We start from the raw sequence: 23,315 nt of genomic DNA, 5'->3' as shown, positions 1-23,315 counted from the left end.
GGGGGGGGGGGGGGGGGGGTTGCCGCCCCTACCCCCACCCACGCCCTAAACCCCCCCACCCCGCACCCCCGGCACCGTGGCCGACCAGCCCCGCGCAGCGGACAACGCCCGCGCAGGCGACACGGCACCGCACCCGGCAACGTACGGGGACGCCCCGCGCAGCGGCATCGCACCCGGCAACGTCCGCCCCGTGTCCAGGCGATAGCCTGGCGCCGCTGACCGTCGTTCATATACAGGGAGTCCCTCCGTGAGCCAGCGCACCCTCGTCCTCCTCAAGCCCGACGCCGTCAAGCGCGGTCTGATCGGCGAGATCGTCCGCCGCATCGAGCGCAAGGCCAACTGGACGATCACCGCGCTGGAGCTGCGCACCCTCGACCGCGAGGTGCTGGAGCAGCACTACGCCGAGCACGTCGGCAAGCCCTTCTACGAGCCGCTGGTGGAGTTCATGTCCTCCGGACCGGTCGTCTCGCTGGTCGTCGAGGGCGAGCGGGTCATCGAGGGCGTCCGCGCGCTGGCCGGTCCGACTGACCCGATTGCCGCGCCGAGTGGGTCCATTCGTGGGGACTTCGGAACGATCACCCGAGAAAATCTCATCCACGCCTCGGATTCCGAAGAGTCCGCCGAGCGCGAGATCAAGATTTTCTTCCCCGGCATTTCCTGATCGAAAGTCAGCAGCCAACCCCCTTGTGACCAGGGGCGACCGGTGAAATCATCGGTCGCCCCTCGGTGTATTCGCCGCGAGCGGGGGAACGCGTTCCCGCGACACGACGTCACCATTAAGGGGGGCGGGTGCGTGTACGGCTGACAATGGCGGAACGGCCTCCCGTCGTGTTCGTGTGGGAACACTACGAACTACGATGGAGGCTTCCGCGCGTCACAGCGCATCACCTCCTGCCGACCTCAAAGTAAGCATTCGCTCCAGTTGGGAAGGCCAGACGTATCCTCATGGGGAACAACATGTCGTTCATCGGCCGTGACATGGCTGTCGACCTCGGGACCGCCAACACGCTGGTGTACGTCAGGGGCCGCGGCATCGTCCTCAACGAACCGTCGGTCGTGGCCATCAACACCAACACCGGCGGCATCCTCGCCGTTGGCGCCGAGGCGAAGAAGATGATCGGCCGGACCCCCGGCAACATCGTCGCCGTGCGGCCCCTGAAGGACGGGGTGATCGCCGACTTCGAGATCACCGAGCGGATGCTCCGCTACTTCATCCTCAAGATCCACAAGCGGCGCTATCTCGCCCGCCCGCGGGTGGTGGTCTGCGTTCCCTCCGGCATTACGGGAGTTGAGCGCCGCGCGGTCATCGAGGCGTCGACCCAGGCCGGCGCCCGCCAGGTGCACATCATCGAGGAGCCGATGGCCGCCGCGATCGGCTCCGGTCTGCCGGTCCACGAGGCCACCGGCAACATGGTCGTGGACATCGGCGGCGGCACCACCGAGGTCGCGGTCATCTCGCTCGGCGGCATCGTCACCGCCCAGTCGATCCGGGTCGCCGGCGACGAGCTGGACAACGCGATCATCCAGCACATCAAGAAGGAGTACAGCCTCCTGCTGGGCGAGCGCACCGCCGAGTCCATCAAGATCACCATCGGTTCGGCGTACGACCTCGAACAGGACGAGCACACCGAGATCCGCGGCCGCGACCTGGTCTCCGGTCTGCCCAAGACCGTCGTCATCTCGGCCGCCGAGGTCCGCAAGGCCATCGAGGAGCCGGTCAACTCCATCGTCGACGCGGTCAAGACGACCCTCGACAAGTGCCCGCCGGAGCTGTCCGGTGACGTCATGGACCGTGGCATCGTTCTCACCGGCGGCGGCGCTCTGCTCCGCGGCCTGGACGAGCGGCTGCGCCGCGAGACCGGTATGCCCATCCACATCGCCGAGGACCCGCTCGACTCCGTCGCGCTCGGTTCCGGCAAGTGCGTCGAGGAGTTCGAGGCGCTCCAGCAGGTCCTGGACTCCCAGCCGCGCCGCTGACCCACCCGGTCCCGACCCGTCGCGCGGGCGTCACACGGCGTTCGCGCGGGTCGGGCACCCTGGACAAGCAGCCGATCCGTCCGGCGGATCGCCGGCCCATACCGCAACGCCCCCACAGACACGGTGCATTGACGCTTCACCACTGCGCCGTCACAGCAAGGCACAATGCTCAACCCCCGAACGAGACCGGCGGGGCCCGCAGCCGGCCGGTCCTACGAGGAAGGACACGGCCGCCGCACGTGAGGGACACACGAGAGAGCCGGCTGCTGCTGGTGCTGCTGGTCGCGATCGCGTTCGCGCTGATCACGGTCGATATCCGCGGCGGTGAACAGTCCCCGCTCGACGGTGCCCGGCAAGCCGCCGCCTCCGCCTTCGGCCCGGTGGAGCGCGGCGTGGCCCGCATCGTCAACCCGGTCGGCAACGCCGTCAGCGCCGTACGGGACGCAGGCCAGCGCCACAGCCGCATCCGCGAGTTGGAACACGAGAACGCCGCCCTGAAGCTCAAGCTCGGCACCCCCGACCGCAACCGCAACCGCGCCGCCGAGCTCGACAAGATCCTCAAGACCGCGGCCACCGGCCAGTACGCGATCAAGGGCGCCGAGGTCATCGCCATCGGGTCCGCGCAGGGCTTCTCCTGGACCGTCACCATCGACGCCGGCAGCCGCGACGGGATCGCCCGCGATATGACCGTCCTCAACGGTGACGGGCTGGTCGGCCGGATCACCACCGTCACCCCGCACACCTCCACCGTGCTGCTCGCCGCCGACCCGGAGTTCACCGTCGGCACCCGCATGGAGAAGACCAACGAGATCGGCTTCGCCAACGGCCAGGGCGTCCGCTCGCTCCGCGTCCAGCTGCTCAACGGCCGGGCCGACGTCAAGAAGGGCGACCGGCTGGTCACCTTCGGCTCCAGCAAGGACAAGCCGTTCGTGCCCGGCGTACCGGTCGGCTCGGTCGTCAAGGTCGAGCCGCTCAACGGCGATCTGACCCGGACCCTCCAGGTTCGGCCGTTCGTTTCCTTCTCCTCGCTCGACGTCGTAGGCGTCGTCGTCCAGCCGCCGCGCAAGGACCCGCGGGACACCGTCCTGCCGCCCCCGGTCAAGCCCACGCCGACGCCGACGGTCACTGTCACGGCCACCCCCTCCGCGAGCGCTTCACCCAGGAGCTGACCGATGCGCATCAACCGGATCCTGCTCGCCATCCCGCTGGTGGTGGTCGCCCTGATCATCCAGGTCGGCATCCTCGCCAGACTCCAACTGCCGGGCGCCGTACCGGATCTGCTGATGCTGGTCGTGGTCGGCCTGGCGCTGGTCTACGGTCACGTCGGCGGCTCGCTCATCGGTTTCGGCGCGGGACTGCTCGCCGACCTCGCCCCGCCCGCCGACCACGCCATCGGCCGCTACGCCCTGGTCCTGTGCGTCATCGGCTACGTCGCGGGCCTGACCAAGCCGGACAACGGCCAGCACCGCTCGGCGACCCTGCCGCTGGTGGTCGTCATCGGCGCCGCCATCGGCTCGACGCTGCTGTACGCCGGGGTCGGCTCGCTGGTCGGCGACACCGCGGCCCGGCACGTCGGCCTGGTCGGGCTGCTGCTCAGCGCCACCCTCTACGACCTGCTGCTCGCCCCCTTCACCGTCCCGCTGGTGATGGCGCTGGCGCGCAGAACCGAACACGATCCGCTGGCCACCGATGCCGCCGGCAGCAGTCGCTCCGGTGGAGCCGGTCCATGGACCGGGGGCTGGCTCACCACCGGCACCGGCCTCAAGGCCAGCCGCAACGCGATGAAGGCGATCCGCACCGGCCGGGTGCCCAAACCGGCCCGGGGCGGACGCACCAAGGGGGTCAAGGGCCTCAAGGGCATCAAGGGGGTCAAGCGCCTGTGAGCAACATTCCGGAGACGGGGAGGACCTCCCGGGTCACCATCCGGCTGATCGCCATCCAGATCCTGGTCTTCTCGCTGCTGGCGACGCTCGGCGGTCGGCTCTGGTACCTCCAGATCCGCAACGGCCAGGAGTACGCGGCCAAGGCCAGGTCCAACCACGTCCAGCAGGTCATCGACCCGGCCACCCGCGGCTCCATCCTCGACGCCCGCGGGGTGCCGCTGGCCGACAACCAGACCCGGCTGGTGGTCTCCGCCAGCCGCACCGACCTGCTGAAGATGAAGGACGGCGGCAAGGCCGTGCTCGCCCGGCTGGCCAAGGTGCTCGGCCTGTCGGCGCAGGAGATCCGCAACAAGGTCCGGCTCTGCGACGCCAAGACCCCGCAGCCCTGCTGGAACGGCTCGCCCTACCAGCCGATCCCGATCACCGACAAGGCCACCACCCAGCAGGCCCTGCAGATCCGCGAGCGCTCCGAGGACTTCCCCGGCATCAGCGCCCAGCCCACCGCCGTCCGCCGCTACCCGGCCCTCGGCAAGGCCAACACCGCCCAGGTCCTCGGCTACCTCTCACCGGTCACCGACGAGGAGATCAAGAAGGCCAAGGACGGCCCCTCGCCGCTGCTGCGCTCCGACCAGGTCGGCCGGTCCGGGCTGGAGCGGCAGTACGACAACTACCTGCGCGGCAAGGCCGCCGTCACCCGTTACGAGGTCGACAACCTCGGCCGGGTCATCGGCCAGGCCAACAGCGACAAGGGCCAGGCCGGTTCGACCCTGGTCACCAGCATCGACGCCCGCGTCCAGGCCATAGCGGAGAAGCAGCTCGACCAGGCCATGAAGGACGCCCGCACCCAGATGGACCGGAACACCGGCACCAACTACAAGGCGGATTCGGGCGCCGTGGTCGTCATGGAGGCGAAGACCGGCCGGGTGGTCGCGATGGCCTCCAACCCCACCTACGACCCCAACGCCTGGGTCGGCGGGATCTCCGGCAAGGACTACGCCGAGCTCACCGGCAAGGACTCCAACTACCCGCTGCTCAACCGCGCGATCCAGGGACAGGCCGCCCCCGGCTCGATCTTCAAGGTCGTCTCGACCTCCGCCGCGGTCAACGCCGGCTACCCCTTCGACGGCCACTACCCGTGCACCAGCTCGTACAGCATCGGCGGCCAGGTCTTCCGGAACTTCGAGGGCGAATCGCAGGGTGACATCAGCCTGGGCCGTGCGCTGGAGGTCTCCTGCGACACCGTCTTCTACCGGATCGGGCACGACGAGTGGAAGAGGGACGGCGGGGACAAGCCGGTCCAGAGCCCCAACGACTGGTTCTACAAGACCGCCCACCAGTTCGGTCTCGGCAAGGAGACCGGCATCGACCTGCCCAACGAGGTGACCGGCCGGGTCCCCGACCGCCAGTGGAAGAGCGCCTTCTGGAAGGCCAACAAGGACAGCTGGTGCGCGCACCCCAAGGACGCCAATGACTACGTGTCCAAGCTCGCTCGGGAGAACTGCCTCGAAGGCATGAAGCTGCACGCCTACGACTCCATCAACTACGCCATCGGCCAGGGCGACACCCTCGTCACCCCGATCCAGATGGCGACCATCTACGGGGCCCTCTCCAACGGCGGCACCCTCTACAACCCCACCGTCGGCAAGGCCGTCGTCAGCCCCGACGGCAAGTCGGTGCAGATGATCAAGCCCACCTCGCACGGCCATCTGCCGGACACCCCGCAGACCATCCAGCAGATCGATGCCGCGCTCCAGGGCGTGACCGAGCGGGGCACCGCCGCCTGGCGCTTCCAGGGCTGGCCGCAGGACAAGGTCCCGATGCACGCCAAGACCGGTACCGCCGAGGTCTACGGCAAGCAGACCACCTCGTGGTTCGCGACGTACACCAAGGACTACACGGTCGTGATGACCATCTCCCAGGGTGGCACCGGCTCCGGCGCCTCCGGCCCGGCCGTCCGCAACATCTACAACGCGCTCTACGGCGTCAACGACAAGGGCGAGATCGACGAGAAGGCCGCGCTGCTCCCGAAGCCGGAGGCCACGCTGCCCAAGATCGAGAGCGACGGCACCATCATCGCCCCGTCCATCAAGCCGCCGGCCGACCCGTCGCCGTCCCCCTCGGGGAGCCCCCAGTAGTGACCACACCGCCCTTTTCCCGGACTTTCTCCGTCCGCCGCTACGGCCCCGACCTCAGCGTCTGGGGCCGGCTGACGGCCCGCGACTCCGTGGTGCGCAAGCTGGACTGGATACTGCTGCTGTCCTGCCTGGTGCTCTCCCTGATGGGCGCGGTGCTGGTCTTCTCCGCCACCCGCAACCGCACCGAACTCAACAAGGGCGACGAGTTCTTCTTCTTCGTCCACCATCTGCTGAACACCGCCATCGGCGTGGCCCTGGCGACCTGCACCATCTGGCTCGGCCACCGCACCCTGCGCGGCGCCGTCCCGATCCTGTTCGGCCTCTCGGTGGTGCTGGCGATGCTGGTGCTGACGCCGTTGGGCGCCACCATCAACGGCTCGCGCTCCTGGCTGGCGATCCCCGGCGGCTTCTCGCTCCAGCCCGCCGAATTCACCAAGATCACCATCACCCTGGGCATGGCGATGATCCTGGCGGCCCGGGTCGACGCCGGAGACCGCCCGCACCCCGACCACCGCACCGTCTTCCAGGCCCTGGGCCTGGCCGCCATCCCGGTGGCCGTGATCCTGCTGATGCCCGACCTCGGCTCGGTGATGGTGCTCGGCGCCATCATCCTCGGCGTGCTGCTGTCCAGCGGCTGTTCCAACCGCTGGATCCTGGGCCTGCTGGGCACCGGCGTCGTCGGCTGCGTCGCCATCTGGCAGCTCGGGCTGCTGGACGCCTACCAGATCGCCCGGTTCGCCGCGTTCGCCAACCCGAGCCTGGACCCGGCCGGTGTCGGCTACAACACCAACCAGGCCCGGATCGCCATCGGCGGCGGCGGACTGACCGGCTCCGGCCTCTTCCACGGCAGCCAGACCACCGGCCAGTTCGTCCCCGAACAGCAGACCGACTTCATCTTCACCGTCGCCGGCGAGGAGCTGGGCTTCCTCGGCGCGGGCCTGATCATCTTCCTGCTCGGCGTGGTGCTGTGGCGGGCCTGCCGGATCGCCCGCGAGACCGGCGAGCTCTACGGCACGATCGTGGCGGCCGGCATCATCGCGTGGTTCGCCTTCCAGGCTTTCGAGAACATCGGGATGACCCTGGGCATCATGCCCGTCACCGGTCTGCCGCTGCCGTTCGTCTCCTACGGCGGCACGTCGATGTTCGCGGTGTGGATCGGCATCGGGCTGTTGCAGTCGATCCGCGTCCAGCGCCCGGTCTCCGCCTCCCGCTGACCCCGCCGCCCCGAGCGGGCGTCAGTGCCCGGTGTGCAGCTCGAACCACAGGGACGTGGTGTGCGGCGGCCCCTCGAACGGCGTCGTCCCCCAGTCGTCGGCGAGCCGGCTGATCAGCAGCAGCCCGTGCGCGGGGTCCCGGTCGCCGGCCCGGGCCGGCGCGGGGACGATCTGCGCGCCCTCGTCGTGCACGCTGATCCGCAGGCCGTGCGCCGCGGTCACCACCCGCAGCAGGATGTCCGCGGAACCGGGCGTGCGCAGATGGGCCCGGGTGACCGCCTCCGAGGTGAGCAGGACGGCGGTGTCGCGCAGGGCGGCGAGCGGACCGCGCCGCAGCACCGCCCGGACGAAGTCCCGGGCGGTCTTCGGGGAGGTGGGTCGGCTCGGCGCCGTGAGCACGTACGGGCGGGCGCCCGCCGCGACGCGGAGCGGGCTCCGGGCGAGGGCTGCGGTATCGGGGTGCACGGTTTCTCCCGGTGTCGATCGAGCGCCGATTGCCACGCTGCGTGGACGGCTTGTCACACACCGTAAGACACCGTGAGTCGGCGGTGCCACCCATCTAGGGCGGGGACCGGCGCCGGACGTCTGGTCGGGCGCGTTGCGGCTGGCTAGATTCGATGCATGGCGGACACCGTGCGGGAAATCGAGCGGAAATACGAGACGGACGCCACCGGCGCCGGCCGTCTGCCCGACCTGACCCGCGTCGACCGGGTCGCGACCGTGGTGGAACGCGACCCGGAGACCCTGGACGCCCTGTACTACGACACCGCCGACCAGCGCCTCGCCGCGGACGGCATCACCCTGCGGCGGCGCACCGGCGGCCCCGACGCGGGCTGGCACCTCAAACTCCCGGCCGCGCTCCCCGGCGTCACCGGCTCGGTCCGCGACGAGATCCGCGCCCCGCTCGCCGACGCCCCACCGCCCGACCTCACCGCGCTGGCCCGCTCCCGCACCCGGGGCGCCGCACTGGTCCCCCTCGTACGGCTACGGACCCGCCGCACGGTCCACGAGCTCCGGGACGCCGCCGGTGCGCCGCTCGCCGAGGTCGCGGTGGACGACGTGGTGGCGCAGCGGCGGCATCCGGAAGGGGCGACGGGTCGGGCCCACTGGCAGGAGATCGAGGTCGAGCTGGCTCCCGGGAGCGGCACCGGCCAGGAACTGCTGGACGAGGTCGAAGAGGTGCTGGCCGAGGCCGGTATACGGCCCGCCGCGGCGCCGTCCAAACTGGCCCGCGCCCTGGCGGAGACCGCACCGGCGGGCGCCGCGCGGCCCGCCGGCGAGGACGCCGGCCGCACCGGAGGGCGCCGTGGCCGCACCGCCGGGGAGGTCGTGCTCCGCTACGTCCGGGCACAGGTGCGGGCGATCGTCGAACTGGATCCGGCGGCCCGGCGCGACCTGCCCGACGCGGTGCACCAGATGCGGGTCGCCACCCGCCGGCTGCGCAGCGCCTTCCGCTCGTACGGCAGGGTCCTCGACCGGGCCGCGACCGACCCGCTCGGCGCCGAACTCAAGTGGCTGGCCGCGGAGTTGGGGGTCGGCCGGGACCAGGAGGTGCTCGCCGACCGGCTCACCGCCGCACTGGCGGAGGTGCCCCGGACGCTGCGCCTGGGGCCGGTGTCGGCCCGACTGCGCACCTGGTCGGTCCGGCACCGCGCCGGGGCCCGCGAGCGCCTGCTCGACGCCCTCGACGGCCCGCGCTACCTCACCCTCCTGGACGACCTGCACGCCCTGCTCGGCGCCCCGCCGCTGCGCGGCCCCGCCGCCCGCCCCGCGCCCCGGGTCGTCGCCGGCGCCGTCCGCAAGGACTACCGGCGCCTGGCCCACCGCATCGAGGTCGCCCTCGACACCCCCGCCGGACCGGCCCGCGACGAGGCCCTGCACAGCGCCCGCAAGGCCGCCAAACGCACCCGGTACGCGGCGGAGGCGGCCCGCCCGGCGCTCGGCCGCCCCGCCGCGAAGTTCACCCGGCGCACCAAACAGGTCCAGCAGCTGCTCGGCGACCACCAGGACAGCGTGGTGGCCCGCGCCGCCCTCCGCGAGCTGGCCACCCAGGCCCGCCGGGCCGGTGAGAGCGGTTTCACCTTCGGCCTGCTCTACGGCCGCGAGGAGGCCCGGGCGGCCCACCGCGAACGGGAACTGCCGGCCCTGTGGGCCGAGGTCTCCCGCCGCAGGCACCGCGACGCACTGCGGGTGTGACCGCCGGCCCGCACCGGCGCCCGTCGGTCGGGGGCCGCCAACCGGGTTACGCTTGTGAGTCGCCCGCTGTCAGCCCATGAAGGTTCGAGATGTCCGAGTCGGTTTTCCCGCAGCTCGAAGCCCTGCTCCCACACGTGCAGAAGCCGATCCAGTACGTCGGCGGAGAGCTGAACTCCACGGTCAAGCCGTGGGAGTCGTGTGACGTCCGCTGGGCGCTCATGTACCCCGACGCCTACGAGGTCGGTCTGCCCAACCAGGGCGTCATGATCCTCTACGAGGTGCTCAACGAGCAGGAGGGCGTCCTCGCCGAGCGCACCTACAGCGTCTGGCCGGACCTCGAAGCCCTGATGCGCGAGCACGACGTGCCGCAGTTCACGGTGGACAGCCACCGCCCGGTCGGGGACTTCGACGTGTTCGGCCTGAGCTTCTCCACCGAGCTCGGCTACACCAACATGCTCACCGCCCTGGACCTGGCCGGCATCCCGCTGGAGGCCAAGGACCGCACCGAGGACCACCCGGTGGTCCTGGCCGGCGGGCACGCCGCCTTCAACCCCGAGCCGATCGCCGACTTCCTCGACTGCGCGGTCATCGGCGACGGCGAGCAGGCGGTCCTGGACATCACCAGGATCGTCCGCGAGTGGAAGTCCGAGGGCCGCCCCGGCGGCCGCGACGAGCTCCTCTTCCGGCTGGCCCGGACCGGCAACGTCTACGTCCCCAAGTTCTACGACGTCGAGTACCTCGCCGACGGCCGCATCGCGCGCGTCGTGCCGAACCGCTCCGGCGTCCCGTGGCGGGTCTCCAAGCACACCGTCATGGACCTCGACGAGTGGCCCTACCCCAAGCAGCCCCTCGTCCCCCTGGCCGAGACCGTCCACGAGCGGATGTCGGTCGAGATCTTCCGTGGCTGCACCCGCGGCTGCCGTTTCTGCCAGGCCGGCATGATCACGCGTCCCGTACGGGAGCGAAGCATCACCGGCATCGGCGAGATGGTGGACAAGGGCCTGAAGGCCACGGGATTCGAGGAGGTCGGCCTGTTGTCGCTGTCCTCCGCGGACCACACCGAGATCGGCGAGGTCGCCAAGGGCCTTGCCGACCGGTACGAGGAAGACAAGATCGGTCTGTCGCTGCCGTCGACCCGCGTCGACGCCTTCAACATCGATCTTGCCAACGAGCTGACCCGCAACGGGCGCCGCTCCGGCCTGACCTTCGCCCCCGAGGGCGGCAGCGAGCGGATCCGCAAGGTCATCAACAAGATGGTCTCCGAAGAGGACCTGATCCGGACCGTCGCCACCGCCTACGGCAACGGCTGGCGCCAGGTGAAGCTCTACTTCATGTGCGGTCTGCCGACCGAGACCGACGAGGACGTCCTCCAGATCGCGGACATGGCCATCAAGGTCATCGCCAAGGGCCGCGAGGTGTCCCGGTCCAACGACATCCGCTGCACGGTCTCCATCGGCGGTTTCGTCCCCAAGCCGCACACCCCGTTCCAGTGGGCCCCGCAGCTCTCCTCCGAGGAGACCGACGCCCGCCTGACCAAGCTCCGCGACAAGATCCGCGGGGACAAGAAGTACGGCCGCTCCATCGGCTTCCGCTACCACGACGGCAAGCCGGGCATCGTCGAGGGCCTGCTCTCCCGCGGCGACCGCCGGATCGGCGCGGTCATCCGCGCGGTCTACGAGAGCGGCGGCCGCTTCGACGGCTGGCGCGAGCACTTCTCCTACGACCGCTGGATGGAGTGCGCCGAGAAGACGCTGCCCGACTTCGGCGTGGACGTCGACTGGTACACCACCCGTGAGCGCACCTACGAGGAGGTCCTGCCCTGGGACCACCTCGACTCCGGCCTCGACAAGGACTGGCTCTGGGAGGACTGGCAGGACGCCCTCGACGAGACCGAGGTCGAGGACTGCCGCTGGACCCCGTGCTTCGACTGCGGCGTCTGCCCGCAGATGGACACCCAGATCCAGATCGGCCCGACGGGCAAGAAGCTCCTTCCGCTGACCGTGAAGAAGCCCGTGGCCAGCGCAAACGGCCAGTGACGCGAGCGATGCCTTACGACGGATCGCCGACGCCGTGACTGATGTCGCAGGGGTTGAGATGCTGACGTGCTGAGCGCGCTCGGTGTCGTTGCTCCAGAGCGCCGATGATCCGTCGCGCCGGCGGAGGTGCCCGGAACGCCTCTGCCGGCACCCACCGTCTCGGTGGTGGGTCGGGTCAAGCGCCGAGCACCTCGTCGGCGCTGCGCGGTTCCGCGCGCGGTTGCCGGTTGAGCTTGTGGCGCGCGATGGAGGATCGCCGGTAGACCTCCTTGCGGGCCCGCATGATGTTGCCCAGGGGCGCGTGCTCGGCGGTGACCCGCCAGGGCGTGAAGGACAGTGCGTCCATCTTCTCCAGGTTCTCCGGGCCGGAGATGTCCTGCTGTGGCAGCCGCAGCTTGGCCACGGTGACGGACGGCGAGAGCTGTTCGGGCCACTCCACGGTGGTGTCCTCCACCGGCATGCGTTCCAGGTCGGTGCAGAGTTGTACCTGGATGTCGAAGGCGTAGGGCCGTTCCAGCAACTCGGCTTGCAGGGCGGGTCGGAAGACCTCCGCCGTCGAGGTCGGGTCGATGGTGCGCCGGACCACCGCGGCGGCGGAGGACGGGTCGGGGGTGATGCGCACCTTGGCGATGTGGTCCCCGTGCCGGACCGCGCCCATGGTCCAGTAGCTCGACAGCAGCAGGTTTGCCGGAGGGGTCTTTGACAGGCGCAGGAAGGCCAGGAACTCGTCCCACGCCCAGTTGTCCTGGTCCAGCGTCCCCTTCCCGGTCACGAATTCGGTGAAGAAACGACGTGCACCGGGTCGGCCCTGGGAGAAGTAGGCCGGCGCGTTCAGGAACAGTTCCTGGATGAACAGGTAGTGCTCGACCGTGTTGCAGAAGAAGATCGGTCCGTTGATGTTGGCGTAGTCGAATGTGCCCGTGTCCGGTTCGTCCTCCAGCAGGGTCGGGCCGGGGATGTCGAACATCTTCAGCGCCAGTCCGGTGGCGGCGCCCAGTCGCGCGTCGGCTCCGGCGTGAGGCGAGCCGTTGGAGAAGCGGATGAGCGCATCATGGGTTCCCGGAGTCGCGTAGATGCCTTGGGCGTACTCGGGAGGAAGCCCGTCCAGGATCTCCACTTCCCCTCGGACCAGCCCGTAGCCCTTGGCGTGGGCGTCGCGGAGGGCCCGTCCGGTGCCGCCGGCCTTGACCGACTCGGCGATGTAGCTCTCCGTTTTTTCGATCACCTTCTGCACGTTGCGGTCGAAGTCCGGGTCGTCGTCTTCGACGTCAGGCGTGTAGCGGACGAACTGTGCTGCCATGACTTCGACCTCTCCTCGGAGAGTGTGAGCGGACCTCAGGGGTGGGAATCGCCGTCAGTCCTCCAGCGCGGCGAGCCAGCGCAGGGCACGCAGACCCGGCAGGAAGCAGTACTCGCCGCCGCGGGTGACCACGAAACTGGGCAGGTTCCGCAGGCGACGCCGGACCGGCTTCTCCGGGATGGTGACGCTGCCGGTCCCGCCGTGATGTCCGGCCACCGGGTCCTTCTCGCCCGGGTAGCCGATGAAGTTGCCGTCGTTGACCCATTCGGCCTTGATGAACTCGAACTGCCGTTCCAGGTGGGCCCCGATGAATACGCCGACCAGGCCGCGATCGGCGCCGTCGTCCTCCAGCACGCCCTCGGGCAACGGCGGGCCGTAGGTGGTGCCGCGGCGGATGAGCCGGTGCATCCGTGCGTCGCCGATGATGGTGGCATCGCGGGGGTTGGTGCGCCGGATGTGCGCACCGGCGGGGCACCGGTACCCCCGGTCGTCGTTCTCCCGGTACAGGAAGTTGTTGACGCGGTGCGGATCGGCCGCCAGTTCCGGATCATCGTGCTCCGGTGCCAGCGTCAGCGGCGCTCCGCTCGGCCAGCGTCCGACCATCTTGGCCGCCAGGAGCGCCTCCTCCTCGGCGCCGGAACTGTTCGCGCGCAGGTACCGGCGCCAGGCCGCCACGTTGGTGTGAATCTTGCGAACGGCCACATAGGTCCCGTTGCGCCCCAGCACATCGGGGCCGGGCATGGGCGGCAGGCCGCCGGTTTCGTCGGGGTAGCCGAGGATGAACTCGCCGGCCTTGATGGGGGCTTCCTGAGGGTTGGAGCCGGGTAGCCCGACTCCCTCGATGTTCGGATGGCTGATGCCGTCACGGAAGCCGAAGGTGGTGCGCCCGGTCGGGAGCTGGTGGACGTCCTGCTGCCAGACCACCTGGACGCCGGGGGTGTCCTCGTAGGCGACACGGGCCCGCTCCAGCTCTTTGTCCAGCTGTGCCGTATCGGAGGAGAGGGCGCTCAACGCGATGTGGACATCGCCCGTTCCGAACGGCGCCTCCCAGCGGGCCGGCGCGCTCTCACCCACGTCGCCGATCAGTTCCGCCCGAGCGGCCATGCCCTCACGAAACGCCCGCGGAAAACTGTCCAGCGACTCCTGGGGCACCCCCAGGGCCCTCAGCCCCTGAAAGGTGAACGCCACGGCGACCCAGGCATCCTGTCTCCGGTCCGCGCCCGGCAGACCACCCGAGGTCACCGGGAGCAGCCGCCGCAGCAGGGCGCGCCCGGCATGGCGGTCGTCGATGCGCAGGAAGACGAACTTTCCGTCGTACGGTACGGGCCTCGGACGCAGGGCCCCACTCTGGACGTCGTCGATCTCGACGCTCACGCCGGCCGCGCCGCTGGTGTCCGGTGTGTTCATGGTCGTTTGTGCCTCCACGTAGGTCTCTGCCTGGACAGCCCTGCAACGGCCGACTCGCAGCGGCCGGCGCGGTCCACCGATGGTGGGTGGGCTCCGAGGGTTGGCTGGGTCCGGGTTCTAGGCCGAGGCTTCCTCCAGCAGCTTCTGGAAGGCAGGCGTGGCCACCAGCTCCGCGTTGGCCGGGTTGTCCAGCGCCGCCCGGAACTGGGGGGTGTCCAGCACCTCCTGGAACGCGTCGTCCACGCGGTGGTCCTTGTAGATCTGCTGAACGGTCAGGTCGGGATAGGCGCTGACGAAGACCCCCGCGGGCTCCTGGTGGGCGACGAACCAGTCCTTCACCCCTGGATCGGTGACGCCGGGGAATCCTTCGCTGTGCGAGAAGACCTTGTCGAAGCGGGCCCCGACCACCGTCTGGGCGAAGTCGTCGATATAGGTGTCCCAGGAGCCGTCGAAGACGCTGGCGAACATGAACCGGGTGTCGTTGTCGAAGATCACGTGCCGTGCGTCGTGCAGGGTGCCGATCTGGCGCACCGCCGCATGGACCTGCTCGTCATCCGCCGCGTCGGCGAGCGCGGCGAGATCCTTGCGCAGCGCATCCGCATGGCCCGGCTTGATCTCGGTAAAGACGGTGAACTCGCTGCAGACCCCGTCCGACCTGCCCGGGCGCTCGGGGTGAGCCGGTTGGGTTGCACCTGTCGTCGCGCTCATCGTGGAACTCTCCTCACCACGGATCGGGGCGAGGGCCACCAAGCACCCGAGCATGAGGCGCCATCGCCCTCACATATCAATCCTCACTGCGGGTACATTGCCGCGCATCCCAAGCCCTCCAGTGCGGTAGGGCCAGTTCGGGGACCTCGATCTGCCCGCAGACGGGCACCGGGATCCAGATCGACCCGAAGGGCAAGAAGCTGCTTCCGCTGACCGTCGTGAAGTAGCGCTCCGCGTACGCCTCCGGCCCGGCCCCCTTGCGCCCGGGGACCGGGCCGGAGGCGTACGCACGCGCGGTGCGCCCGTGCAAAATGGCGCCATGTCCCCGCAGTTGAGCGCCCCGACCGTCCGCGTCCACGACTCCTTCCTCGCCGCCATGGCGGAATTCCGCGCGGAGGGCGTACACCGCTACCCGCACTCCGGTCTCGGCCGCGAGCTGCGGACCTGGCACACCCGCTGGCCCTCCGCCGAGGGCTTCGCCGCGTACGTCCAGGAGGTCGGCGGGGTCTCGTCGGATGAGCGGGTCGACGGCCCGGTCCCGATGTCCACGTTCTGGTGGACGGACGACGATGCGTACCTGGGCCGGATCACCGTCCGGCACCGGCTCACCCCGTCCCTGCACGAATTCGGCGGCCACATCGGCTACGCGGTGCGTCCCACCGCCCGCCGCCAGGGGCACGCCACCGCGATGCTGCGCGCCGTGCTGCCCCACGCCCACCAGCGGCTGGGCATCGATCCGGTGCTGGTGACCTGCGACGACTCCAATGCCGGCTCGCGCCGTGTGATCGAGGCGTGCGGCGGGGTTTTCGAGGACCGCCGGGCGGAGAAACTTCGGTACTGGATCTCCGCGTGAGCGCGGTGTCCGGGCCGGCGGTGGCCCCCTCGTCCGCGTGGATTTCGCCGGGCGGAAGGGGCGGCGGAAGGCAGCCGGGACGCCCCGGCGGGAACCAGGCGGGGGCGCGGCACGTACTCTAGGTAAAGACGTCCGGGCACGATGTGTCCTCGCCCACGCGGGGACGAGCCGGACGGGGCGGCATCAGCCGCGCCCTGAAACCAAGGAGAAGTAACACTGGGCAAGCGACAGCCCGAAGGCCCGCCGCCCGCACCGGCGGTGCAGCGCATCCGACTGCGCTACACCAAGCGCGGCCGCCTCCGGTTCACCAGCCACCGCGACTTCCAGCGCGCTTTCGAGCGGGCGCTGCGTCGCGCCGAGGTCCCCATGGCCTATTCGGCGGGCTTCACGCCGCACCCCAAGGTGTCGTACGCCAACGCGGCGCCGACCGGCACCGGCAGCGAGGCCGAGTACCTGGAGATCCAGCTCACCGAGCACCGCGACCCGGAGACCGTCCGCACCCTGCTCGACGAGTCGCTGCCGGACGGCCTCGACGTTACCGATGCCGTGGAGGCGCACACCAGCGGCCTCGCCGACCGGCTCCAGGCGTCGGTGTGGGAGCTCCGCCTCGACGGGGTCACCGCCGAGGAGGCCGGGCACGCCGTCGAGACGTTCCTCGCCGCCGAGGAGGTGCTGGTCGAGCGCCGCACCAAGAACGGCATGCGGAGCTTCGACGCCCGCGGCGCGGTGGCGCAGCTGGAAGTCACCTCGATCCACAGCGATAGGCCCGACAGCAATGCCTGTGCGATACTGCGGCTGGTTGTTCGGCATCTGACACCTGCCGTTCGACCCGACGACGTCCTGTCCGGCCTCCGGGTTACGGCCGACCTGGCGCCGCCGGTCCCCGCAGCGGTGACCAGGCTGGCGCAGGGGCTGCTCGATGAGGAGACCGGCACGGTGACCGACCCGCTGGCGCCCGACCGCGACGCTGCCACGGCCGTTTCACTCACGGCTGCCGGGCTGCGTACCGCGACGGTGCAGAGCGGGGTCTCCCCGGCCACTTCCGGGGACGGCACTGCGTAGGACGCGTCGTCGCGTCGCCGATCAACCAGGGTGCCACCCCGGTCCGGCGGACGCACTGACCAGAAGACTTTCGCCGGCCCGGTCCACGGGCCCGGCGAGCGAGACGACAGCTCCCGTGCGGCGCCCGCGCCCCGGACTGCGGAACCGCGCCCAGCGCGCGGACCGCGGCCGGAATCAGGCGCGGCGCCCGGGAGCGTGACGGGAGAACCGCCCGCATGCTCGAAGCTATTGAGCCCACCGAATCCACGCGGTCCGCGGACCGTGAGGGTGACAACAAGAACTCGCCCAGCGACACGCTGCCGCCGCGCCGCCGGCGCCGAGTGGCATCCCGGCCGGCCGGCCCGCCCGTCGGTGCCGCCGCCCAGACCGCGGTCGTGAGCAACGACCCCCCGGCCACCGGCAACGACCCCGCCGGAGCGGCGGACACCACGCCCGCTGCCGCGCCGCAGCCCGCCGCCGACGAAGAGCGGCCGGCCCGCCCGCGCCGCCGGGCGACCCGTAAGGCCACCGCCCCGGCCGGTGCCCCGCAGGCCGCGGAAGCCGTTGAGGCGCCGGCCGCCGTCGTTGAGGAGGCTCCGGCCGCCGCTGCGGAGGAGGAGGCGCGTCCGGCGCGTACCCGTCGTCGGGCGACCCGTAAGGCGACCGCCCCGGCCGGTGCGCCGCAGCCTGCCGTCGAGGAGAGCGCCGCCCCCGCCGCCGAGGCGCCGGCCGCCCCCGTTGAGGAGGCCGCGGCCGCCGCTCCCGAGGAGGAGGCGCGTCCGGCCCGTACGCGTCGTCGGGCGACCCGTAAGGCGACGGCTCCGGCCGCCGCCCCGGTGCCGGTCGTCGAGGAGCCCGCCGCCGAGGAAGCCGAAGAGGAAGAGGCCGCGGAGGCCGTCGAGGCGCCGGCCGCCGTTGTTGCGGAGGCTCCGGCCGCCGTTGCGGAGGAGGAGGCGCGTCCGGCGCGTACCCGTCGTCGGGCGACCCGTAAGGCGACCGCCCCGGCCGGTGCCCCGCAGGCCAGCACCGAGGAAGCCACCCCTGCCGCCGAGCAGTCGCCGGCCGTCGAGGAGACCGCCGAGATCGAGGCCCCGCGTCGTCGGGGGCGCCGTCGTACCGAGCGGGCCGCAGAGTCCGCACCCGCCGCCGAGGCGCCCGCAGCCCGTGCCGCGGAGGAGCCCTCGGCCGAGGCGCCGGCGCGCGGCCGCCGCCGGGGGCAGCGGCCGCCGACGGCCGTCTTCCAGGCGCCGGTCTTCGCCGAGCCGATGTTCCAGACCCCCGAGAGCGCCGCCGCCGCGCACGCCGCTGCCCGTCAGGAGACGGAGCCGGTCGTGGAGACGACGGAAGAGGCGCCCGCGGCCACGCGCCGCCGGCGTCGCCGCCGCGGTGAGCCGGCCGAGGTCGAGGCCGTGGCGCCCGCGCCGGTCGAGGAGCCGACCGGTGCGAGTGCCGGCTCCACTGGAGCGGCCTACGCCGCTGCTGAGGAGGGTGCCGAGGTCGAGGAGGCCGAGGAGGAGCACGCCGAGGCCGCGACCGGCGAGGAAGGCGAGCGTCCCTCGCGCCGGCGCCGTCGGGGCGGTCGTCGCCGTCGCCGCGGTGAGGTCGCCGAGGGCGCCGAGGAAGCCGCCGAGGCCGAGGAGGCCGAGGAGGAGCTGGAGGCCGAAGGCGAGGAGCCGGGCGCCGAGGAGCACCCGGAGGCCAGCGCCAGCGCCAGCAGCCGTCGTCGCCGGCGTCGTCGCCGGCGGAGCGGGGAGACCGCCGAGGCCGAGGCCGCGCACGCCGACGACCCGGAGCGTACGGTCGTCAAGGTCCGCGAGCCCCGCAAGAAGGACGAGGGCACCGGCGCCGACGAGGTCCAGTCGATCAAGGGGTCGACGCGCCTGGAGGCCAAGAAGCAGCGCCGCCGTGAGGGGCGTGAGCAGGGCCGTCGCCGGGTGCCGATCATCACCGAGGCGGAGTTCCTGGCGCGCCGGGAGGCCGTCGAGCGGGTGATGGTGGTCCGCCAGAGTGGCGAGCGCACCCAGATCGGCGTCCTTGAGGACGACGTGCTCGTGGAGCACTTCGTCAACAAGGAGCAGGCCACCTCGTACGTCGGCAACGTCTACCTCGGCAAGGTGCAGAACGTCCTGCCGTCGATGGAGGCCGCCTTCGTCGACATCGGCAAGGGCCGCAACGCCGTGCTGTACGCGGGCGAGGTCAACTTCGAGGCGCTGGGCATGGCCAACGGGCCGCGTCGCATCGAGACCGCGCTGAAGTCCGGCCAGTCCGTCCTGGTCCAGGTCACCAAGGACCCGATCGGTCACAAGGGCGCCCGGCTGACCAGCCAGGTCTCACTGCCCGGCCGCTACCTGGTCTACGTGCCCGAGGGCTCGATGACCGGTATCAGCCGCAAGCTCCCGGACACCGAGCGGGCCCGGCTGAAGCAGATCCTCAAGAAGATCGTCCCCGAGGACGCGGGCGTCATCGTCCGCACCGCCGCGGAGGGCGCGAGCGAGGACGAGCTGCGCCGCGACGTGGAGCGGCTCCAGTCGCAGTGGGAAGAGATCCAGAAGAAGGCGAAGGCGTCCTCGACCAGCTCGCCGAGCCTGCTCTACGGCGAGCCGGACATGACCGTCCGGGTCGTCCGGGACATCTTCAACGAGGACTTCTCCAAGGTCATCGTCAGTGGTGACGACGCCTGGGAGACCATCCACGGCTACGTCTCGCACGTCGCCCCGGACCTCGTGGACCGACTGAAGAAGTGGACCTCCGAGGTCGACGTCTTCGCGACGTACCGGATCGACGAGCAGCTGATGAAGGCGCTGGACCGCAAGGTCTGGCTGCCCAGCGGCGGGTCGTTGGTGATCGACAAGACCGAAGCCATGGTCGTGGTCGACGTCAACACCGGGAAGTTCACCGGGCAGGGCGGCAACCTCGAAGAGACCGTCACCCGGAACAACCTGGAGGCGGCCGAGGAGATCGTGCGCCAGCTGCGGCTGCGCGACCTGGGCGGCATCGTCGTCATCGACTTCATCGACATGGTCCTGGAGTCCAACCGGGACCTGGTGCTGCGGCGTCTGCTGGAGTGCCTGGGCCGGGACCGCACCAAGCACCAGGTGGCCGAGGTCACCTCGCTCGGCCTGGTCCAGATGACCCGAAAGCGGGTCGGCCAGGGGCTGTTGGAGTCCTTCTCCGAGCAGTGCGTGCACTGCAACGGCCGCGGCGTGATCGTCCACATGGACCAGCCGGCGGCGGTCGGCGGCAAGCGCAAGAAGAAGGGCAAGGCCGGGGCGAACGGTGCCCAGCCGGAGCAGCCCGCCGAGGGTGCGGCGGAAGTCGCACCGGTGGAGCCGGTGACCGAGGAGGCCGCGCCGGAACTGGAACCGGTCGCGGTGACCGAGGCCCAGTTGCAGCCGTCGGTGGACGGCACGGACGAGTGGTTCGGCAGCCCCGCGGAGGCCGAGGCCGCCGCCACCGGGCGGGCCCGGGGCCGTCGTCGGGTGAGCCGGAAGGTGTCGGCGCCGGCGGGCGCTCCCAAGGCCGCCGAGGAGGCCGCCGCGATCGTGCTGCCGGCCGCCGAGCCGACCGCCCCGGTCGTGGAGCCGGAGCCCGCTCCGGAGCCCGTCGCCGAGGCCGCTCCGGTCGCCGAGCCCGCACCGTCCCGTCCGCGTCGTCGGGCCGTCCGTCGGGCGTCCGCTCCGGCGGGTGCACCGGAGGTCGCCAGTGACGCCGCGGGGACCATCGTGATCAGCGCGCCGGTGACCGAGCCGGTGGCAGAGCCGGTGGCCGAGGCCCCCGTCGAGGCCCCCGAGCAGCCCGCCGAGGGCGGCGAGGGTGCGGAGGTCGCCGAGCCGGCGCCCGCGGCGAAGAAGACCACCGCGAAGAAGGCGGCGGCGAAGAAGGCCACGGCGAAGAAGACCACCGCCAAGAAGACGGTGGCGAAGAAGACCACGGTCAAGAAGACGGCGGCGAAGAAGACCACCGCCAAGAAGGCCGCGGCCAAGAAGACCACCGCCAAGAAGACCACGACGAAGAAGGCAGCGGCGAAGAAGACCGCGGCCGCGTCGTCCTCCGCGGAGGACTGAGCAGTGCCCGGCCCCGGACCGTCGCGAGGCGGTCCGGGGCCGGTTTGACCCCCTGGTCCAGGCCCCGTAACCTGGACCGTCGGTGTCTGTGTGACACCACCGCCTTCTGAGCAAACACCTCTCGGCCACGCCGAGGGAGGCCGCTCGTCCCACTCGTGGTCCACGGGTCGGATTCCACGGGACGTCCCTGAGTCCGTGAGAGCAGCTGGCATCAGAGGATCCGTTTCTAACGAGAGAGAGTTCCGCGTGTACGCGATCGTGCGCACCGGCGGACGCCAGCAGAAGGTTGCTGTTGGCGACGTCATCGAGGTTGACCGCATTTCCACCAGCAACGTCGGCGACACCGTCGAGCTCTCCACGCTGCTGGTCGTCGACGGTGACGCAGTCACCAGCGACCCGTGGGTCCTCGCCGGCGTGAAGGTCCAGGCCGAGGTCGTGGACCACCACAAGGGCGACAAGATCCGGATCCAGAAGTACAAGAACAAGACCGGTTACAAGAAGCGGATCGGCCACCGCCAGCTCCACACGGCGCTGAAGATCACCGGCATCGACGCTCCGGCGAAGTAAGGGACTGAGGAGACATGGCACATAAGAAGGGCGCATCGTCCACTCGGAACGGTCGCGATTCCAATGCTCAGCGGCTCGGCGTGAAGCGCTTCGGCGGTCAGGCCGTCCTCGCCGGTGAGATTCTGGTCCGCCAGCGTGGCACCCACTTCCACCCGGGCAAGGGCGTCGGTCGCGGTGGCGACGACACCCTGTTCGCCCTGCAGCCCGGTGCGGTGCAGTTCGGCACCTTCCGCGGCCGCAAGGTCGTGAACATCGTCCCGGTCGCCGAGTAATTTCGGCCCGGACGACACACGTCGACAGCACGCCAGGGGCGGACCGCCTCTTCTCGCGCCAAGCGGGAAGAACGGTCCGCCCTTGGCGCGTTATGCAGAAGACATTCCCGCTCTACGCATGGCATTCCCGGGCGTAGGCGGATATCTCGCTCAGTACGAAGACAACCCCGCTGACCTGGAGGCATCCCCACCATGACCACCTTCGTGGACCGCGTCGAGCTGAACGTCGCCGCGGGTAACGGAGGCCACGGCTGCGCCTCCGTTCACCGGGAGAAGTTCAAGCCGCTCGGCGGCCCTGACGGCGGCAACGGCGGCCGTGGCGGCGATGTGATCCTGGTCGTCGACCAGGACATCACCACGCTCCTCGAGTACCACCACCACCCGCACCGCAAGGCCACCAGCGGCCAGCCGGGCGCGGGCGACAACCGCGAGGGCAAGAACGGCAAGGACCTGATCCTGCCGGTGCCCGACGGCACCGTCGTCCTGGACAAGAACGGCGAGGTGCTGGCCGACCTGGTGGGTCAGGGCACGCAGTTCGTCGCCGGCCAGGGCGGCCGCGGGGGGCTGGGCAACGCCGCGCTGGCCTCGGCCCGCCGCAAGGCCCCCGGCTTCGCGCTGCTCGGCGAGCCCGGCGAGTCCCGCGACATCGTGCTGGAGCTGAAGACCGTCGCGGACGTCGCGCTGGTCGGCTACCCCAGCGCCGGCAAGTCCTCGCTGATCTCGGTGCTTTCGGCCGCCAAGCCGAAGATCGCCGACTATCCGTTCACGACGCTGGTGCCCAACCTCGGCGTGGTGACCGCCGGGGCGACGGTCTACACCATCGCCGACGTCCCCGGCCTGATCCCCGGCGCCAGCCAGGGCAAGGGCCTGGGCCTGGAGTTCCTGCGGCACGTCGAGCGCTGCGAGGTGCTGGTGCACGTCCTGGACACCGCCACCCTGGAGTCGCACCGCGACCCGGCCTCCGACCTCGACGTCATCGAGGCGGAGCTGGCCCAGTACGGCGGCCTCGGCGACCGGCCGCGGGTGGTCGTCCTCAACAAGGTCGACATCCCCGACGGCAAGGACCTCGCCGACATGATCCGCCCGGACCTGGAGGCGCGCGGCTACCGCGTCTTCGAGGTCTCCGCGGTCGCCCGCCAGGGCCTCAAGGAGCTGTCGTACGCCCTGGCGGACATCGTCGCCACGGCGCGGGCCGCCAAGCCGGTCCAGGAGGCCACCCGGATCGTGATCCGCCCCAAGGCGGTGGACGATGCGGGCTTCACGGTCACCAAGGACGCCGACGGCATCTTCCGCGTCCGGGGCGAGAAGCCCGAGCGCTGGGTCCACCAGACCGACTTCAACAACGACGAGGCGGTCGGCTACCTCGCCGACCGGCTCAACCGCCTGGGCGTGGAGGACGCGCTCCTCAAGGCGGGCGCCCGCTCCATGGACGGCGTGGCGATCGGCTCCGACGAGGACGCGGTGGTCTTCGACTGGGAGCCGTCGATGTCGGCCGGTGCGGAGATGCTCGGTCGCCGCGGTGAGGACCACCGCTTCGAGGCCCCGCGCCCGTCGGCCCAGCGGCGCCGCGACCGCGATGCGGAGCGCGACGAGGCGCAGGGCGAGTACGACGGCTTCTCGCCGTTCTAGCCCACTTCGGCCCGTCCGGCCGGAGTGCAGACG

Annotated in this window: 18 protein-coding genes; 14 read left to right on the top strand and 4 right to left on the bottom strand. The window is 71.0% G+C overall.

The features are described from left to right. Positions 1 to 247: 247 nt before the first annotated feature. The 6 genes from ndk to ACFVT2_RS34205 all read left to right on the top strand — a co-directional run bounded on the left by ndk (position 248) and on the right by ACFVT2_RS34205 (position 7,209). Positions 248 to 661: a nucleoside-diphosphate kinase gene (ndk, locus tag ACFVT2_RS34230; RefSeq protein WP_100603173.1), complete on the top strand. Its 414-nt coding sequence runs from the start codon at positions 248 to 250 to the stop codon at positions 659 to 661. A 296-nt stretch (positions 662 to 957) separates the two neighbouring features. Then, entirely contained in the window at positions 958 to 1,977 is a 1,020-nt protein-coding gene (locus ACFVT2_RS34225) for a rod shape-determining protein (RefSeq protein ID WP_003985182.1), read from the top strand. Positions 1,978 to 2,216: 239 nt separating this feature from the next. Then, positions 2,217 to 3,146 (top strand): rod shape-determining protein MreC, encoded by a 930-nt coding sequence (gene mreC / locus ACFVT2_RS34220; RefSeq protein ID WP_390024375.1) that lies wholly within the window; start codon positions 2,217 to 2,219, stop codon positions 3,144 to 3,146. A gap of 3 nt (positions 3,147 to 3,149) precedes the next feature. Further along, complete coding sequence (mreD, locus tag ACFVT2_RS34215; RefSeq protein WP_390024373.1) at positions 3,150 to 3,860, top strand: rod shape-determining protein MreD; 711 nt, start codon at positions 3,150 to 3,152, stop codon at positions 3,858 to 3,860. Beyond that, positions 3,857 to 5,995 (top strand): penicillin-binding protein 2, encoded by a 2,139-nt coding sequence (gene mrdA / locus ACFVT2_RS34210; protein WP_390024371.1) that lies wholly within the window; start codon positions 3,857 to 3,859, stop codon positions 5,993 to 5,995. Before mreD ends, mrdA begins: the two co-directional genes overlap by 4 nt. Continuing rightward, positions 5,995 to 7,209, top strand: a complete 1,215-nt coding sequence (locus ACFVT2_RS34205) for an FtsW/RodA/SpoVE family cell cycle protein (RefSeq protein ID WP_390024369.1) — start codon at positions 5,995 to 5,997, stop codon at positions 7,207 to 7,209. Before mrdA ends, ACFVT2_RS34205 begins: the two co-directional genes overlap by 1 nt. Positions 7,210 to 7,230: 21 nt before the next feature. Here the strand turns inward: ACFVT2_RS34205 and ACFVT2_RS34200 are convergent, their stop codons facing one another. Continuing rightward, positions 7,231 to 7,674 carry an ATP-binding protein gene (locus ACFVT2_RS34200; RefSeq protein ID WP_390024367.1) on the bottom strand — a complete coding sequence of 148 codons (444 nt, stop codon included), beginning with the start codon at positions 7,672 to 7,674 and terminating at the stop codon, positions 7,231 to 7,233. Positions 7,675 to 7,830: 156 nt separating this feature from the next. Here ACFVT2_RS34200 and ACFVT2_RS34195 point away from each other — a divergent pair, with 156 nt between their 5' ends. Both ACFVT2_RS34195 and ACFVT2_RS34190 read left to right on the top strand, forming a co-directional pair. Beyond that, on the top strand, positions 7,831 to 9,405 hold the full coding sequence (locus ACFVT2_RS34195) for a CHAD domain-containing protein (RefSeq protein ID WP_390024365.1): 1,575 nt from the start codon (positions 7,831 to 7,833) through the stop codon (positions 9,403 to 9,405). An 89-nt stretch (positions 9,406 to 9,494) separates the two neighbouring features. Continuing rightward, positions 9,495 to 11,441 carry a TIGR03960 family B12-binding radical SAM protein gene (locus ACFVT2_RS34190; RefSeq protein ID WP_390024363.1) on the top strand — a complete coding sequence of 649 codons (1,947 nt, stop codon included), beginning with the start codon at positions 9,495 to 9,497 and terminating at the stop codon, positions 11,439 to 11,441. Between the two features lie 175 nt (positions 11,442 to 11,616). Here ACFVT2_RS34190 and ACFVT2_RS34185 read toward each other — a convergent pair whose 3' ends face one another. From ACFVT2_RS34185 to ACFVT2_RS34175, 3 genes are all read right to left on the bottom strand, one after another. Beyond that, entirely contained in the window at positions 11,617 to 12,741 is a 1,125-nt protein-coding gene (locus tag ACFVT2_RS34185) for a catalase family protein (RefSeq protein ID WP_390024361.1), read from the bottom strand. 54 nt (positions 12,742 to 12,795) lie between these two features. Continuing rightward, positions 12,796 to 14,148 carry a Dyp-type peroxidase gene (locus ACFVT2_RS34180; RefSeq protein WP_390024359.1) on the bottom strand — a complete coding sequence of 451 codons (1,353 nt, stop codon included), beginning with the start codon at positions 14,146 to 14,148 and terminating at the stop codon, positions 12,796 to 12,798. Positions 14,149 to 14,265: 117 nt separating this feature from the next. Continuing rightward, complete coding sequence (locus ACFVT2_RS34175) at positions 14,266 to 14,856, bottom strand: hypothetical protein (RefSeq protein ID WP_390024357.1); 591 nt, start codon at positions 14,854 to 14,856, stop codon at positions 14,266 to 14,268. Between the two features lie 319 nt (positions 14,857 to 15,175). Here ACFVT2_RS34175 and ACFVT2_RS34170 point away from each other — a divergent pair, with 319 nt between their 5' ends. From ACFVT2_RS34170 to obgE, 6 genes are all read left to right on the top strand, one after another. Further along, positions 15,176 to 15,709: a GNAT family N-acetyltransferase gene (locus tag ACFVT2_RS34170; RefSeq protein ID WP_390024355.1), complete on the top strand. Its 534-nt coding sequence runs from the start codon at positions 15,176 to 15,178 to the stop codon at positions 15,707 to 15,709. Positions 15,710 to 15,967: 258 nt separating this feature from the next. Next, positions 15,968 to 16,771: a TIGR03936 family radical SAM-associated protein gene (locus tag ACFVT2_RS34165; protein ID WP_390024353.1), complete on the top strand. Its 804-nt coding sequence runs from the start codon at positions 15,968 to 15,970 to the stop codon at positions 16,769 to 16,771. A 215-nt stretch (positions 16,772 to 16,986) separates the two neighbouring features. After that, positions 16,987 to 20,814 (top strand): ribonuclease E/G, encoded by a 3,828-nt coding sequence (locus ACFVT2_RS34160; protein WP_390024351.1) that lies wholly within the window; start codon positions 16,987 to 16,989, stop codon positions 20,812 to 20,814. A gap of 246 nt (positions 20,815 to 21,060) precedes the next feature. Next, complete coding sequence (gene rplU / locus ACFVT2_RS34155) at positions 21,061 to 21,381, top strand: 50S ribosomal protein L21 (RefSeq protein ID WP_067351638.1); 321 nt, start codon at positions 21,061 to 21,063, stop codon at positions 21,379 to 21,381. 14 nt (positions 21,382 to 21,395) lie between these two features. Next, positions 21,396 to 21,653, top strand: a complete 258-nt coding sequence (rpmA, locus tag ACFVT2_RS34150; RefSeq protein WP_351476153.1) for a 50S ribosomal protein L27 — start codon at positions 21,396 to 21,398, stop codon at positions 21,651 to 21,653. Between the two features lie 192 nt (positions 21,654 to 21,845). Further along, the gene (obgE, locus tag ACFVT2_RS34145; RefSeq protein ID WP_390024348.1) at positions 21,846 to 23,282 is read left to right on the top strand and encodes a GTPase ObgE; all 1,437 of its coding nucleotides are present in this window, start codon (positions 21,846 to 21,848) and stop codon (positions 23,280 to 23,282) included. Positions 23,283 to 23,315: the final 33 nt, after the last annotated feature.

It is taken from the genome of Streptomyces sp. NPDC058000 (assembly GCF_042886435.1).
In the GTDB taxonomy this organism is placed as follows: Bacteria; Actinomycetota; Actinomycetes; order Streptomycetales; family Streptomycetaceae; genus Streptomyces.
The sequence above is the reverse complement of the archived record's forward strand: the minus strand, read 5'-3'. Positions and strand labels throughout refer to the sequence as shown.

Coding starts and splice junctions, on each gene's coding strand:
- ACFVT2_RS34225 (WP_003985182.1), top strand. CDS start 958: ATGTCGTTCATCGGCCGTGACATGGCTGTCGACCTCGGGACCGCCAAC.
- mreD (WP_390024373.1), top strand. CDS start 3,150: ATGCGCATCAACCGGATCCTGCTCGCCATCCCGCTGGTGGTGGTCGCC.
- ACFVT2_RS34195 (WP_390024365.1), top strand. CDS start 7,831: ATGGCGGACACCGTGCGGGAAATCGAGCGGAAATACGAGACGGACGCC.
- ACFVT2_RS34190 (WP_390024363.1), top strand. CDS start 9,495: ATGTCCGAGTCGGTTTTCCCGCAGCTCGAAGCCCTGCTCCCACACGTG.
- ACFVT2_RS34185 (WP_390024361.1), bottom strand. CDS start 12,741: ATGGCAGCACAGTTCGTCCGCTACACGCCTGACGTCGAAGACGACGAC.
- ACFVT2_RS34180 (WP_390024359.1), bottom strand. CDS start 14,148: ATGAACACACCGGACACCAGCGGCGCGGCCGGCGTGAGCGTCGAGATC.
- ACFVT2_RS34175 (WP_390024357.1), bottom strand. CDS start 14,856: ATGAGCGCGACGACAGGTGCAACCCAACCGGCTCACCCCGAGCGCCCG.
- ACFVT2_RS34170 (WP_390024355.1), top strand. CDS start 15,176: ATGTCCCCGCAGTTGAGCGCCCCGACCGTCCGCGTCCACGACTCCTTC.
- ACFVT2_RS34160 (WP_390024351.1), top strand. CDS start 16,987: ATGCTCGAAGCTATTGAGCCCACCGAATCCACGCGGTCCGCGGACCGT.
- rpmA (WP_351476153.1), top strand. CDS start 21,396: ATGGCACATAAGAAGGGCGCATCGTCCACTCGGAACGGTCGCGATTCC.
- obgE (WP_390024348.1), top strand. CDS start 21,846: ATGACCACCTTCGTGGACCGCGTCGAGCTGAACGTCGCCGCGGGTAAC.